Annotated in this window: 17 protein-coding genes; 13 read left to right on the top strand and 4 right to left on the bottom strand. The window is 66.3% G+C overall.

Going from position 1 to position 12953, the window contains the following annotated elements; genetic code table 11:
* Positions 1-64 precede the first annotated feature (64 nt).
* Positions 65-1315: a cytochrome P450 gene (locus tag AU072_RS20725; RefSeq protein WP_064415515.1), complete on the bottom strand. Its 1251-nt coding sequence runs from the start codon at positions 1313-1315 to the stop codon at positions 65-67.
* A gap of 52 nt (positions 1316-1367) precedes the next feature.
* On the opposite strand from AU072_RS20725, the gene AU072_RS20730 reads away from it, so the two are divergent.
* The 12 genes from AU072_RS20730 (at position 1368) to rpsQ (ending at position 8910) form a co-directional block, all read left to right on the top strand.
* Entirely contained in the window at positions 1368-3005 is a 1638-nt protein-coding gene (locus tag AU072_RS20730; protein ID WP_082680775.1) for a carboxylesterase/lipase family protein, read from the top strand.
* 393 nt (positions 3006-3398) lie between these two features.
* The gene (rpsJ, locus tag AU072_RS20735) at positions 3399-3704 is read left to right on the top strand and encodes a 30S ribosomal protein S10 (RefSeq protein ID WP_003883485.1); all 306 of its coding nucleotides are present in this window, start codon (positions 3399-3401) and stop codon (positions 3702-3704) included.
* Positions 3705-3715: 11 nt separating this feature from the next.
* Complete coding sequence (gene rplC / locus AU072_RS20740; protein WP_064345591.1) at positions 3716-4369, top strand: 50S ribosomal protein L3; 654 nt, start codon at positions 3716-3718, stop codon at positions 4367-4369.
* Complete coding sequence (gene rplD, locus AU072_RS20745; protein ID WP_064415516.1) at positions 4369-5037, top strand: 50S ribosomal protein L4; 669 nt, start codon at positions 4369-4371, stop codon at positions 5035-5037. The genes rplC and rplD overlap by 1 nt, the downstream gene beginning before the upstream one ends.
* A complete protein-coding gene (rplW, locus tag AU072_RS20750; protein WP_064400118.1) occupies positions 5037-5339 on the top strand; it encodes a 50S ribosomal protein L23 in 303 nt (100 codons plus the stop codon). The genes rplD and rplW overlap by 1 nt, the downstream gene beginning before the upstream one ends.
* Before the next feature lie 38 nt (positions 5340-5377).
* Positions 5378-6214: a 50S ribosomal protein L2 gene (rplB, locus tag AU072_RS20755; RefSeq protein WP_064415517.1), complete on the top strand. Its 837-nt coding sequence runs from the start codon at positions 5378-5380 to the stop codon at positions 6212-6214.
* A gap of 21 nt (positions 6215-6235) precedes the next feature.
* On the top strand, positions 6236-6517 hold the full coding sequence (gene rpsS / locus AU072_RS20760) for a 30S ribosomal protein S19 (RefSeq protein WP_007167837.1): 282 nt from the start codon (positions 6236-6238) through the stop codon (positions 6515-6517).
* Complete coding sequence (gene rplV / locus AU072_RS20765) at positions 6517-7080, top strand: 50S ribosomal protein L22 (protein WP_064415518.1); 564 nt, start codon at positions 6517-6519, stop codon at positions 7078-7080. Before rpsS ends, rplV begins: the two co-directional genes overlap by 1 nt.
* Complete coding sequence (gene rpsC, locus AU072_RS20770; protein ID WP_064345596.1) at positions 7080-7952, top strand: 30S ribosomal protein S3; 873 nt, start codon at positions 7080-7082, stop codon at positions 7950-7952. The genes rplV and rpsC overlap by 1 nt, the downstream gene beginning before the upstream one ends.
* Positions 7953-7955: 3 nt before the next feature.
* Positions 7956-8372 (top strand): 50S ribosomal protein L16, encoded by a 417-nt coding sequence (rplP, locus tag AU072_RS20775; protein WP_059101353.1) that lies wholly within the window; start codon positions 7956-7958, stop codon positions 8370-8372.
* A complete protein-coding gene (rpmC, locus tag AU072_RS20780; RefSeq protein WP_064345597.1) occupies positions 8372-8605 on the top strand; it encodes a 50S ribosomal protein L29 in 234 nt (77 codons plus the stop codon). Before rplP ends, rpmC begins: the two co-directional genes overlap by 1 nt.
* Positions 8606-8607: 2 nt before the next feature.
* Complete coding sequence (gene rpsQ / locus AU072_RS20785; RefSeq protein ID WP_064345598.1) at positions 8608-8910, top strand: 30S ribosomal protein S17; 303 nt, start codon at positions 8608-8610, stop codon at positions 8908-8910.
* 60 nt (positions 8911-8970) lie between these two features.
* On the opposite strand, the gene AU072_RS20790 is transcribed toward rpsQ, so the two are convergent.
* The 3 genes from AU072_RS20790 to AU072_RS20800 form a co-directional block, all read right to left on the bottom strand.
* Entirely contained in the window at positions 8971-10503 is a 1533-nt protein-coding gene (locus AU072_RS20790; RefSeq protein ID WP_064415519.1) for a sugar transferase, read from the bottom strand.
* A gap of 138 nt (positions 10504-10641) precedes the next feature.
* On the bottom strand, positions 10642-11406 hold the full coding sequence (locus tag AU072_RS20795; protein ID WP_082680776.1) for a GAF domain-containing protein: 765 nt from the start codon (positions 11404-11406) through the stop codon (positions 10642-10644).
* Positions 11407-11490: 84 nt separating this feature from the next.
* Positions 11491-12180, bottom strand: a complete 690-nt coding sequence (locus AU072_RS20800) for a TetR/AcrR family transcriptional regulator (RefSeq protein ID WP_064415521.1) — start codon at positions 12178-12180, stop codon at positions 11491-11493.
* Between the two features lie 55 nt (positions 12181-12235).
* On the opposite strand from AU072_RS20800, the gene AU072_RS20805 reads away from it, so the two are divergent.
* Positions 12236-12919, top strand: a complete 684-nt coding sequence (locus AU072_RS20805; protein ID WP_064415522.1) for a DUF2306 domain-containing protein — start codon at positions 12236-12238, stop codon at positions 12917-12919.
* The last annotated feature ends 34 nt before the right edge of the window (positions 12920-12953 follow it).

Consider the following 12953-nt stretch of genomic DNA (forward strand, 5'->3'; position numbering starts at 1 on the left):
GCACTGCGAGGGTGGGCTTCATCACCGCGAAATCACCGCGAAATCACCGCGATGGCGCCGAAGTTCAGCGCAGCGAGTATCTGATCGGCAGGTGCTTGAGCCCGCCGACGAAGATCGTCGCGATGAACTCCGGGTCGCCGGCCAACTCGATCGAATCGAGCCGTGGCACCAACTCGGTGAAGAAGCTGTTGATCTCCATGCGTGCCAGAGCGGCGCCGAGACAGAAGTGCACGCCGTAGCCGAATGAGAGGTGCTTGTTCGGGTCTCGGCCGACGTCGAAGCGGAACGGCTCGTCGAAGATGTTCTCGTCGCGGTTGGCCGAGACGTAGGACAGCAGCACCGACTCGCCCGCCTTCATCGGCACACCGCGCACCTCGGTGTCGGCCGTGGCGGTGCGCATGAACTCCTTGACCGGGGTGGTCCAGCGGATCATCTCCTCCACCGCGGTGCCCATCAGCTCCGGCTCGGCCTTCAATCGAGCGAGCTGGTCCTGGTTCTCGATCAGCGCCAGCAGGCCGCCCGAGATCGCCGCGCTCGTGGTGTCGTGGCCCGCGCTGGCGACGATGACGTAGTAGGACAGGCAGTCGACGTCGTTGAGGTACTCCCCGTCGATCTTGGCGTTGGCGATCGCCGAGGCCAGATCGTCGGTGGGGTTGGCCCGGCGATCGGCGGTCAGCGCGGTGAAGTAGCGGAAGAAGTCGGTGATGACCTCGTGCAGTTCCTGCGCGCTCTTTCCGCGGGTGAACTCGTCGTCGTCGCCGCCGAACATCTCCTGGGTGAGCTTGAGCATGCGGCCGAAGTCGGACTCGGGCAGGCCGAGCAGCGACAGGATCACATAGAGCGGGAAGTTCACCGCGACCTCTTGGACGAAGTCGCATTCGGGACCCTTTTCGACCATCTTGTCCACGTAGATCTTGGCCAGCTCGTCGACGCGGGCCTTCAGCGCGCGCATCGCCTTGGGCCGGAACCAGTCCGCGCCGATCTTGCGGATGTCGCGGTGCAGCGGGTCGTCCATGTGGATCAACGTCCGCAGTCCGCCACCGGCGGCGAGGTTGGCCTGCGACAGATCGTCGGTCGCGGCCGTGACGAGCATCGGGCGCGGTGCATTGATCCAGAGCTCGTTGTCGCGCTCGATCGCCATGATGTCGGCGTGCTTGGCAATGGCCCAGAACGGCCGGTAGTCCGGCACGTCGACATAGGACACCGGGGCGTGCTTTCGCAGGTGGGTCAACGCGGCGTGCAGGCCCGCCTCGTCGGTGTAGGCCTTCGGGTCGGCCAGCACCTTGGCGGCGTCATCGATGATCGGCGTGCTCATGTTCCCTCGCTCGGGGTCATACTTGACAGCTGTCAACTATGCACTCTAAGCGATGGTCCGGGCCGGGGGATCCGGGCCGCCTCAGTACGCTCGCGAGGTGGCGAGTGGAAGGGGCGGCCCGACTGTCCGGCGCGGCGTCTGTCGCGCGGCGGCGCTCGCGCTGCTGGCCGCCGCACTGTCCGGTTGTGCCCAGGGCGGGACCGCCGCGGTGAATGTGCCAGCCGACCCCGGGGTCGTGCGGACCGCCGCGGGCGCGGTCCGCGGTACCGTCGCCGACGACCATCGGTACTTTGCTGGAATCCCCTACGCCGCACCGCCTCTCGGTGCGCTGCGCTGGCAACCGCCCGCGCCGGTCGCGGCGTGGCCGGGATTTCGCGACGCGACGCGCCCCGGTGCGCGCTGCATCCAGGACACCAGCTCCGACGTCGACCGACGCCCGCCCAGCGAGGACTGCCTGACCCTCAATGTCTGGACCCCGCCGCCGTCGGACGAACCGCGGCCGGTGATGGTGTGGATCCACGGCGGGAGCTTCCTGAACGGCAGCGGCGACATCTACCCCGCGCGGCGGTTGGCCGCCCGCGGCGTCGTCGTCGTCACGATCAACTATCGCCTCGGGGCGCTGGGCTTTCTCGCCCACCCGGCGTTCGGTTCGGGCGGCGACGTCGGCAACTACGGCCTCGCCGACCAGCAGGCGGCGCTGCGGTGGGTTCGCGACAACATCGCCGGATTCGGCGGGGACCCGGACAGGGTCACGATCGCGGGTGAATCGGCAGGCGGAATGGCGGTGTGTGACCACCTCGTGGCACCGGGGTCCCGGGGACTGTTCAGCGCGGCAATCATCCAGAGTGCGCCTTGTCAAGCGCAGTACGACCTGCCGGCCGCCCAGGAGGCCAGCACCGCGTACGCAGCCGATATCGGATGCGCGGATCCTCACCTCGCCGCGGACTGCCTACGGTCTGTGCCCGCCGATCGATTGCAGGCCCCGCTGATGTACGCGCGGTTCGGGACCGAACGCCTGAGCGGCCCGGTGGCGGGAACCGAGGCGCTGCCCGAGAACTCGTTCACCGCCATCACCGGCGGTAAGGCTGCCCGGGTCCCCGTGCTGATCGGCACCACACAAGACGAACACACGCTGTTCGCGGCGCTGCAGGCGTTGCGCGGGCGGCCATTCGATGCCGGGAGCTACCCCGAACTGCTCGCCGAGGCGTTCGGGCCGCACGGTCCGGCCGTCGCGGCGCGGTATCCGCCCGAACGGTATGGCGGAAGCGTTGCGCTGGCGTATTCGGCGGCGGTGACGGCGGCCGAATACGCCTGCGTGGCCGACCGGATGGCCGACGCCCTCGTCGACCAACCCGTCTATGCCTACGAATTCGGCGACCGCGGCGCACCCGCGCCCGAACCGTTGCGCGAGGCGCCGTTCCCGGTCGGCGCGGCGCATTCCCTGGAGTTGCGCTACCTGTTCGACGTCGGCGGCGCGCCACCGCTGGATGCCGCCCAACAACGGTTGTCCGAGGAGATGGTCGACTACTGGGCGCGGTTCGTCGCGACCGGATCACCAGGCCCCGGTTGGCCCGAGTTGACCAGCGGACCGGCGGGTGAGCGGATGTGGCTGGAACCGGATGGCAACCGCGTCGTCACCGATTTCGAGCGCAAACACCAATGTGCGTTCTGGACCGGACTGGGAAGCTGAGGTACGCCTCGAGCGCGGGCTGAACGGAGCCCGGCGGCACCGCTTTCGTCACGGGTAGGGTGGGCCCGCAGGCTCAGCGCCGGGCAACCGGGTATCCCGTGGCCAGGGATTTGGAGCGTGCCGTTTTCTAGGGCATACTGTTCGGGTTGCCTTGAGCCGGGACGGTGCCTGTTCGGACCGCGTGGCCAGGGCATACGACCGGCGCCCAACCGGGCGCATCCGGTGCCAATCTCGATCGCGAAGATTTTCGGAGCGGACGAGCGTGTGCGGGCGACACACCCGACCGCGGGTACCGGTGGACCACAGACAGAAGAACAGCGGCGGCATAGCAGCGTGACTGCGCCGGTGAGAGCGGCCCATTTCCGGGCCCAGTATGAGTGAGGTAGGAGAAGCGTGGCGGGACAGAAGATCCGCATCAGGCTCAAGGCCTACGACCACGAGGCGATCGACGCCTCGGCGCGCAAGATCGTGGAAACGGTCACCAGAACCGGCGCCAGCGTGGTTGGTCCTGTGCCGCTGCCGACCGAGAAGAACGTGTACTGCGTCATCCGGTCCCCGCACAAGTACAAGGACTCGCGGGAGCACTTCGAGATGCGCACCCACAAGCGGCTGATCGACATCCTCGACCCGACGCCCAAGACCGTTGACGCCTTGATGCGCATCGATCTGCCGGCCAGCGTCGACGTCAACATCCAGTAGGAGACCAGGACATGGCTAGAAGAGGCATTCTGGGCACCAAGCTGGGCATGACGCAGGTGTTCGACGAGAACAACCGGGTCGTGCCGGTGACGGTCGTCAAGGCCGGGCCCAATGTTGTGACGCGCATCCGCACGCCGGAGCGCGACGGCTACAGCGCGGTGCAGTTGGCCTACGGTGAGATCAGCCCGCGCAAGGTCAATAAGCCTGTCACGGGCCAGTATTCGGCCGCCGGGGTCAACCCGCGCCGGCATCTGGCCGAGCTGCGGCTCGATGACGAGTCCGCCGCCGCCGAATACGAGGTCGGCCAGGAGCTGACCGCCGAGATCTTCGCCGACGGCACCTACGTCGACGTGACCGGCACCAGCAAGGGCAAGGGTTTCGCCGGAACGATGAAGCGGCACGGTTTCCGCGGCCAGGGCGCCAGCCACGGCGCACAGGCGGTGCACCGCCGCCCCGGTTCCATCGGTGGCTGCGCCACGCCCGGCCGGGTGTTCAAGGGCACGCGCATGTCGGGCCGGATGGGCAACGACCGCGTGACGACGCTGAACCTGTTGGTGCACAAGGTCGATGCCGAGAACGGTGTGCTGTTGATCAAGGGCGCAATCCCCGGCCGTAACGGCGGGCTCGTGATGGTCCGCAGCGCGATCAAGAGGAGCGAGAAGTAATGGCTCTCAAAGTAGATGTCCACACGCCTGCGGGGACGAAAGACGGCTCCGTCGAGCTGCCCGCCGAGCTGTTCGACGTCGAGGTGAACATCGCGTTGATGCACCAGGTGGTCACCGCGCAGCTGGCCGCGGCGCGGCAGGGCACGCATTCCACCAAGACACGCGGTGAAGTCCGCGGCGGCGGTAAGAAGCCCTACCGGCAGAAGGGCACCGGCCGTGCGCGCCAGGGCTCGATCCGGGCGCCGCAGTTCACCGGCGGTGGCACCGTTCACGGCCCGAAGCCGCGCGACTACAGCGAGCGGACGCCGAAGAAGATGATCCGGGCCGCTCTGCGCGGTGCGCTGTCCGACCGGGCCCGCAATGACCGGATCCACGCGGTCACCGAACTCGTCGAGGGCCAGGCGCCGTCGACCAAGAGCGCCAAGGCATTCCTGACCACGCTGGTCGGCGACCGCAAGCTCGAGAAGAACAAGGTGCTCGTGGTGATCGGGCGCGCCGACGAGGTCAGCGCCAAGAGCGTGCGCAATCTCCCGGGCGTGCACGTGCTTTCGCCCGACCAGCTCAACACCTATGACGTGCTGAATGCTGACGACGTGATCTTCAGCGTCGAGGCGCTCAACGCCTACATCAGCGCGAACCAGACTGCGAAAGAGGAGGTGTCGGCCTGATGGCGACCGTCACTGACCCCCGCGACATCATCCTGTCGCCGGTCATCTCCGAGAAGTCGTACGGGCTGATCGAGGACAACGTCTACACGTTCATCGTGCATCCCGACTCGAACAAGACACAGATCAAGATCGCCATCGAGAAGATCTTCGGTGTCAAGGTCGACTCGGTGAACACCGCCAACCGGCAGGGCAAGCGCAAACGCACCCGCACCGGTTACGGGAAGCGCAAGAGCACCAAGCGCGCCATCGTGACGCTGGCCGCGGGTAGCAAGCCCATCGACCTGTTCGGAGCACCGGCTTGATTTCGTCAGGCCGGCGACGGAGGAAGACCTAGAGAATCATGGCAATTCGCAAGTACAAGCCGACGACCCCCGGTCGCCGCGGTGCCAGCGTCTCCGACTTCGCTGAGATCACCCGCGACCACCCGGAGAAGTCGCTGGTTCGACCGCTGCACGGCAAGGGTGGCCGAAACGCGCACGGCCGCATCACCACCCGGCACAAGGGCGGTGGGCACAAGCGCGCCTACCGGGTGATCGACTTCCGTCGCCACGACAAGGACGGCGTCAACGCCAAGGTCGCGCACATCGAGTACGACCCGAACCGCACGGCGAACATCGCACTGCTGCACTACTTCGACGGGGAGAAGCGCTACATCATCGCCCCCGAAGGGGTGAAGCAGGGCACCATCATCGAGTCGGGTCCCAACGCCGACATCAAACCGGGCAACAACCTGCCGCTGCGCAACATCCCCGCGGGCACCTTGGTGCACGCGGTGGAACTGCGGCCTGGTGGCGGTGCCAAGCTGGCGCGCTCGGCCGGCTCCAGCATCCAGTTGCTGGGCAAGGAAGGCAGCTACGCGTCGTTGCGTATGCCCTCGGGTGAGATCCGCCGCGTCGACGTGCGCTGCCGCGCCACCGTCGGCGAGGTCGGCAACGCCGAGCAGGCGAACATCAACTGGGGCAAGGCCGGCCGCATGCGGTGGAAGGGCAAGCGCCCCACCGTCCGTGGTGTCGTGATGAACCCGGTCGACCACCCGCACGGCGGTGGTGAGGGTAAGACCTCCGGTGGTCGTCACCCGGTGAGCCCGTGGGGCAAGCCGGAAGGCCGCACCCGCAAGCCGAACAAAGCGAGCAACAAGCTCATCGTCCGTCGCCGGCGCACCGGCAAGAAGCGCTGAGACTAGGCAGGTACAAGGAATATGCCACGCAGCCTGAAGAAGGGTCCGTTCGTCGACGACCATCTGTTGAAGAAGGTCGACGCGCAGAACGAGAAGAACACCAAGCAGGTCATCAAGACCTGGTCGCGTCGGTCGACCATCATCCCTGACTTCATCGGGCACACCTTCGCGGTGCATGACGGCCGCAAGCATGTCCCGGTGTTCGTCACCGAGGCGATGGTCGGGCACAAGCTCGGCGAGTTCGCCCCCACCCGCACCTTCAAGGGTCACATCAAGGATGACCGGAAGGCGAAGAGGCGCTAATGACTACAGCGATCGAATATCCGTCCGCGACGGCGAAGGCGCGCTTTGTGCGCGTATCGCCGACGAAGGCCCGCCGCGTCATCGACCTGGTGCGCGGCAAGTCGGTGGCCGAAGCGCTGGACATCCTGCGGTGGGCTCCGCAGGCGGCCAGCGAGCCGGTCGCCAAGGTCATCGCGAGCGCGGCGGCCAATGCGCAGAACAACGAGGGCCTGGATCCGTCCACCCTTGTGGTCGCGACCGTCTACGCCGACGAGGGGCCGACCGCCAAGCGCATCCGGCCGCGAGCACAGGGCCGTGCGTTCCGGATTCGCAAGCGCACCAGCCACATCACGGTGATCGTGGAGAGCAGGGTGAGCCAGGAGCAGCGTGGCGGCGGTCAGTCGGCCAGCGCGGCCCGGGCGCGTCGCGCACAGGGCAGTAAGGCCAAGAGCGCTGAAGCGGCCAAGAAGGCTCCCGCCAACAAAGCCGCAGAGCAGGCGCCCGCGAAGAAGGCGCCCGCCAAGAAGGCGGCGCCCAAGAAATCGACTGCTGAAGCGTCCGATTCGAAGGAGGGCTCGGAGTAGTGGGCCAGAAAATCAATCCCCACGGCTTCCGGCTCGGTATCACCACCGACTGGAAGTCCCGGTGGTACGCCGACAAGCAGTACAAGGATTACGTCAAGGAAGACGTCGCGATCCGGCGGCTGCTGGCCACCGGTCTGGAGCGCGCCGGCATCGCCGACGTGGAGATCGAGCGCACCCGTGACCGCGTGCGCGTGGACATCCACACCGCGCGGCCGGGCATCGTGATCGGCCGCCGCGGCACGGAAGCCGACCGTATTCGCGCCGACTTGGAGAAGCTGACCGGCAAGCAGGTGCAGCTGAACATCCTCGAGGTGAAGAATCCCGAGTCGCAGGCGCAGCTGGTGGCGCAAGGCGTTGCCGAGCAGCTGTCCAACCGCGTGGCCTTCCGCCGCGCCATGCGCAAGGCGATCCAGTCCGCGATGCGCCAGCCCAACGTCAAGGGAATTCGCGTGCAGTGCTCGGGGCGCCTCGGTGGCGCCGAGATGAGCCGCTCGGAGTTCTACCGCGAAGGCCGCGTGCCGCTGCACACGCTGCGCGCCGACATCGATTACGGCCTGTACGAGGCGAAGACCACCTTCGGCCGCATCGGCGTGAAGGTGTGGATCTACAAGGGTGACATCGTCGGTGGCAAGCGTGAGCTCGCCGCCGCCGTGCCCGCCGGTGCGGATCGTCCGCGTCGCGAGCGTCCTTCGGGCACCCGGCCCCGTCGCAGCGGCGCATCCGGCACCACCGCGACGAGCACCGAAGCCGGCCGGGCCGCCACCGGCGGTTCCGAGAGCGGCACGGCTCCGGCCGGCAGCGTGGCAGACAACGCCGCGGCTTCGCAGGCCGCAGCGGCGGTCGAGACGCCCACAGAAAAAACGGAGAGCTGAATCATGTTGATTCCCCGCAAGGTCAAGCACCGTAAGCAACACCACCCGAGGCAACGCGGCATCGCCAGCGGCGGCACGACGGTCAGCTTCGGCGACTACGGCATCCAGGCGCTCGAGCACGCCTACATCACCAACCGGCAGATCGAGTCCGCGCGTATCGCGATCAACCGGCACATCAAACGTGGCGGCAAGGTGTGGATCAACATATTCCCGGACCGCCCGCTGACCAAGAAGCCGGCCGAAACCCGCATGGGTTCGGGTAAGGGTTCACCCGAGTGGTGGGTGGCCAACGTCAAACCGGGCCGCGTGCTGTTCGAGTTGAGCTACCCCGATGAGGCAACCGCCCGGGCGGCGCTGACCCGTGCGATCCACAAGCTGCCGATCAAGGCACGCATCGTTACCCGAGAGGAGCACTTCTGATGGCAGTGGGAGTGACGCCGGGCGAGCTGCGCGAGCTGACCGACGACGAACTGAAGGAACGGCTGCGCGAGTCCAAGGAAGAGTTGTTCAACCTGCGCTTCCAGATGGCGACCGGCCAGTTGTCGAACAACCGCCGGCTTCGCACGGTGCGTCAGGAAATTGCGCGCGTGTACACCGTGCTGCGCGAACGTGAGTTGGGTCTGGCCTCCGGACCCGTGGGTGAGGATTCGTAAAAATGGCTGAGAACACTGCAAAAGGGCCCAAGTACACCCCGCGCAAGGACGAGGAGCGTGGCCGCCGCAAGACGGCCATCGGCTACGTGGTGTCGGACAAGATGCAGAAGACCATCGTGGTCGAGTTGGAAGATCGTAAGAGCCACCCGCTGTACGGCAAGATCATCCGCACCACCAAGAAGGTCAAGGCACACGACGAGGACGACATCGCAGGCATCGGCGACCGGGTGTCGCTGATGGAGACGCGTCCGCTGTCGGCGACCAAGCGCTGGCGGCTGGTCGAGATTCTCGAGAAGGCCAAATAGGCCGGACCGCAAGGAAAACCCCCGAACACGAATGTGTCGGGGGTTACTTGCTTTTCGTGCTCAGTCTTCTGCCGGCCGCAGGACCGCCAGCACGGTGAGGATCAGGATTTTGAAATCCAAGAGCAGGGACCAGTTGTCGATGTAGTAGTTGTCCCATTCGGCGCGGTCTGCGATCGATGTCTGTCCCCGGAATCCGTGCACCTGGGCCCAGCCCGTCATGCCTGCCTTCACCCGGTGCCGCTGGCCGTAGCGGCGCACGTGCATCTCGAAAAGTTCGACGAACTCCGGCCGCTCGGGGCGCGGCCCCACCAGGCTCATCTCACCGCGCAGCACGTTGATCAGTTGAGGCAGTTCGTCCAGCGATGCCTTGCGCATGATGCGCCCGATCCGGGTACGGCGATCCTCGCCCTCGACCCCGCCCGGCGCCGTGCCCTCCTCGGGTTCAAAGCTCGCACCGGCCTTGTCAGGGAGACGCATGGTGCGGAACTTCAAGCACCCGAAGACCTTTCCGTCGCGTCCGATCCGCTCCTGAGCGAAGAAGATCGGGCCCGGTGAGCTGAACTTCACCGCCATCGCGAGCACAGCCAGCAACGGCGAGATGAGCACGAGTCCGACCAGCGCGGCGACGCGGTCACCACCATGCTTGACGGCGAATTGCCAGCCTTTCGGATTGACGTGGGTCAGCACCATGAGCGGGACGCCACCCATGTGCTCGATTCGGGTGCCGCTACCGACCGAGTCCATCAAGCGTGGCACCACCCGCACACGCAGCCCGAGTTCCTGGGCCAATTGCGCGGTGCGCGCAAGCTGTTCGTCGGGCAACGGCGAGGGAGCGATGATGAGCTCCTCGGCTCGCGTGGCGCGCGCGGCGCTCTCGAGATCGCTTGTACTGCCCAGGTACGGGACGTCGAACATCTCCGCGTCTTTGGGTCGCGTGTCGTCCAACAAGCCGACCGGGCACATGCCGTAGTCCCGGATCTGACGCATGCGGGAAATGAGCTGATGGGCGACCGGGCCGGAGCCGACGACCAAGGCCGGCCTGCCGACTTCGAACCTCCTTCGCAGCCAGCGGTTCACCAACGACCGGGCCAGGCGTACCACGGGAATGAGAATGGCGGCGAACACCCAGATCTTCAGGACGAGCTCGCTCGGGCGAACGTAAGGTGTGAGGACCTCTCCGACCGGGAGACGAGGCACCAGGATCACCATCAGGGTCAACGTCGCCAGGGCGGCCACCGCGATCGACGTTGCCACGGGCTCGAACTGGTCCAGGAACCCCTCATTCAGCTTCTGTCGATACATCGACCGGGTGGCCATCACCAACAGCAGCATCGGGACGAACAGCCACGAGAACAGGGCGATGTTGCGTTCGTGCTCCATCTCGCCGGGAATCCACCACTGGGCCAACGCCACCGCGGCCGCGGCCAGGACGGCGTCGATCGCCACGGTGATCGCCGAATACCACGGATCGACGCGGAGAACCTCGACCCAGCGCGGTGCCGGATTGGGAGACGGAGCCGGCACGACCTGCAACCGCGGCACCGTCGGACGGCTACTAGGCTCGTGCTCCGAAGCATCCGCGGTAAGCTGCATTTATCACTCTCTCGGACAAAACTGGCAACTATGCTAGATGCACTGTACCGACCTCAATGTCAAAAAGCGCACTTAGGGCAACTGTCGGCAATGCGCTCTTGCGAGAGGGTGAAACCCGGGTTAGCTGAAGGTCTACTCTCAAGCGCTTGAAGTGGGAGGAGTGGCGAAAATCCGCTCCACGGTCAGTTGCGCCAAATCGCTCAGAATCTGGACGTGACCGGTACTCCACTGTCTCGGCTTGCTATCCGACACGCACAGCGTGCCGATCGCGAGGCCGTCCTGATCAATCAAGGGGATGCCGAGGTACGCGGCCATCGCGCCGCCACGGACCACCGGGTGGTTCATGAACACGGGGTCGGTTCGCGCATCTTCGATGACCAGCGCGGCTCCATCGGCCACGGTGTACTGACAGATGGATTGGTCGAAGGGCATCGCTCGCTCCTCGACGGAGAGCTTCCCCATCCCGGCGGTGCTCTTGTAGAACGTACGGTCGGCATCGACCAGGCTCACCGCCGCGAACGGGGTCCCCAGCGCCTCTGCGGCCGCTCGAGTGATCCGGTCGTAGGCCGGGTCCGGAGGTGAGTCGAGCAAGCCGGTCGAACGCAGTGAGTTCAGTCGATCGGGGTCGGTGACAATCGTCGACACATCCGGCATGGAATCGCTGACGAGCACCCCTGATTCGGACAGGTGGGTAAGCAGTTCTTTCGCGGAGACCTTGGTGCGCATCTGGTCGGCGACCATCTGTGCTGCGACAGCACGCGCGACATAGGTGTCCACGTCCGTACCGGCATTGCGCGCGCACTCTTCGAGCTGGCGGTTGAGCCACTCATCGAAACGCCGAAACGAACGAGTCACGAGGCGAACGGTATACGAATTGGCTGATCCGCACGGAGGGTCGAACATTCACCGAGGTGATGGCGTCGCCAACGCGCGACTGTGTGGCTCGAAATCCGTTGCGCAACGCGCCTTTGGTCGGCGACCGGTGCGCTAACCGATCCTGGTGCCGATGCCATCGAGCAGTTGGCTCAACCCGGAACGGAAGTCGGTGTACGGGTCGTTGTCTGCGCGGTCGAAGGCGCCCTCTCGCAACGCCGTGGCGAGCGCGGGGAACCTTTCCGGGTCGAGCAGCCCGCGCAGAAGCGCCGGATAGTCCGACCAACCGAAACGATCCGCCTCGATGTCCACTGCCGCTGCGCCGCGCACGAAGTGCAGAACCGCCATGACCGCTGCGAGTTTCCCGCGCTCGGTGAGCCCGGTGTCGGCCAGCGCGGCCAGCCCCGCGTCCAGCCACGCCACCTGGCCCGGATCGGCCGGCGGCCCGGCGGACACGGCTTGCAACACCCACGGATGTAGGTGGTAGATCTCCCACAACGCCTCTGCCCAATCCGTAAGTGCCTCAGCCCAATTGGTGGACTCGCCGGTTGGCGGACGGCCGACGGCGGCAGCCGACATGAATATCACGAGCTCATCCTTGTTCGCGACATGCCGGTACAGCGACATCGTGCCGCAGCCCAGACGCTCGGCCAGCCGGGCCATGGACAGGGCGGGCAGACCTTCGGCGTCGGCCAGTTCGACGGCTGCCCGCACGATGCGCTCCCGGTTGAGCCCACTCGACCGTGCCGGCTCGCTCGGCTCGTGCCACAGGAGCTCCAGGGCGCGCGGGATGGATTCGCTCATCGGTCCTCAGCCTAGCCACTGGACATCGAGTGCGTATGCCGTACGCTATATGCGTATGACATACGCATCACGCCGGTCTTCTCCGCGGCCTGCGCTCGCACTCGCGGTCGTCGTTGCGATATTCCTGGGCTTCTCGGTGCCGCCGTATCTCGCCGGTGGCACACGGGTGCCGGCAACTTTTCCGTTGCACTACCCGTTGTTGGTGTCCCATGTGATGTTCGCGAGCGTCGCCATGGTCACCGCAGTGGTGCAGATTTGGCCCCGGCTTCGTATCCGCCACCCCGCGTTGCACCGCCGCTGCGGTCGCGTCTACGTCATCTCTGCGCTTCCGGCCGCCGCATCGGCGATAGTGGTCGGGGCGGTCACTCCCTTCGGGCCGCTCCTCGCTGTCAGCAACGTGACGTTGGGTGCTCTGTGGCTGTGGTTCACCGCGAGGGGCTACGCCGCGGCCCGGAGGCGGCGCATCTCGGATCACCGGCGCGACATGGTGCGCAGCGCGGTGCTGGCGCTGTCGGTCATTACCAACCGGATCTGGACGCCGGTCATCTATCTATCCCTTCACCCCTTGCGGGACAGCATTTTTCGCGGCAGCGACGAGCTCCTCCAGTGGTTCGCCGCGGGAGTGGGTGGATGGCTGGGGTGGACGGTTCCTCTCGGAATCGTGCAGTGGCGCCTGACCAGGCGAGCGGTGACGGCGTCGTCGTCGAATCGTCAGCCAATCGAGATACCCCGGGTGTAATCTCCGGGCCAAACTGCGACGCGACACCGGACAG

The sequence above is a fragment of the Mycolicibacterium novocastrense genome, from assembly GCF_001499835.1.
GTDB lineage: Bacteria > Actinomycetota > Actinomycetes > Mycobacteriales > Mycobacteriaceae > Mycobacterium > Mycobacterium novocastrense.

Excerpts from the sequence above, each read along its gene's own strand:
- AU072_RS20725 (WP_064415515.1), bottom strand. The coding sequence starts at position 1,315 with ATGAGCACGCCGATCATCGATGACGCCGCCAAGGTGCTGGCCGACCCG.
- AU072_RS20730 (WP_082680775.1), top strand. The coding sequence starts at position 1,368 with ATGGTCCGGGCCGGGGGATCCGGGCCGCCTCAGTACGCTCGCGAGGTG.
- rplC (WP_064345591.1), top strand. The coding sequence starts at position 3,716 with ATGGCTAGAAGAGGCATTCTGGGCACCAAGCTGGGCATGACGCAGGTG.
- rplD (WP_064415516.1), top strand. The coding sequence starts at position 4,369 with ATGGCTCTCAAAGTAGATGTCCACACGCCTGCGGGGACGAAAGACGGC.
- rplW (WP_064400118.1), top strand. The coding sequence starts at position 5,037 with ATGGCGACCGTCACTGACCCCCGCGACATCATCCTGTCGCCGGTCATC.
- rplB (WP_064415517.1), top strand. The coding sequence starts at position 5,378 with ATGGCAATTCGCAAGTACAAGCCGACGACCCCCGGTCGCCGCGGTGCC.
- rpsS (WP_007167837.1), top strand. The coding sequence starts at position 6,236 with ATGCCACGCAGCCTGAAGAAGGGTCCGTTCGTCGACGACCATCTGTTG.
- rplV (WP_064415518.1), top strand. The coding sequence starts at position 6,517 with ATGACTACAGCGATCGAATATCCGTCCGCGACGGCGAAGGCGCGCTTT.
- rplP (WP_059101353.1), top strand. The coding sequence starts at position 7,956 with ATGTTGATTCCCCGCAAGGTCAAGCACCGTAAGCAACACCACCCGAGG.
- rpmC (WP_064345597.1), top strand. The coding sequence starts at position 8,372 with ATGGCAGTGGGAGTGACGCCGGGCGAGCTGCGCGAGCTGACCGACGAC.
- rpsQ (WP_064345598.1), top strand. The coding sequence starts at position 8,608 with ATGGCTGAGAACACTGCAAAAGGGCCCAAGTACACCCCGCGCAAGGAC.
- AU072_RS20790 (WP_064415519.1), bottom strand. The coding sequence starts at position 10,503 with ATGCAGCTTACCGCGGATGCTTCGGAGCACGAGCCTAGTAGCCGTCCG.
- AU072_RS20795 (WP_082680776.1), bottom strand. The coding sequence starts at position 11,406 with ATGTTCGACCCTCCGTGCGGATCAGCCAATTCGTATACCGTTCGCCTC.
- AU072_RS20800 (WP_064415521.1), bottom strand. The coding sequence starts at position 12,180 with ATGAGCGAATCCATCCCGCGCGCCCTGGAGCTCCTGTGGCACGAGCCG.
- AU072_RS20805 (WP_064415522.1), top strand. The coding sequence starts at position 12,236 with ATGACATACGCATCACGCCGGTCTTCTCCGCGGCCTGCGCTCGCACTC.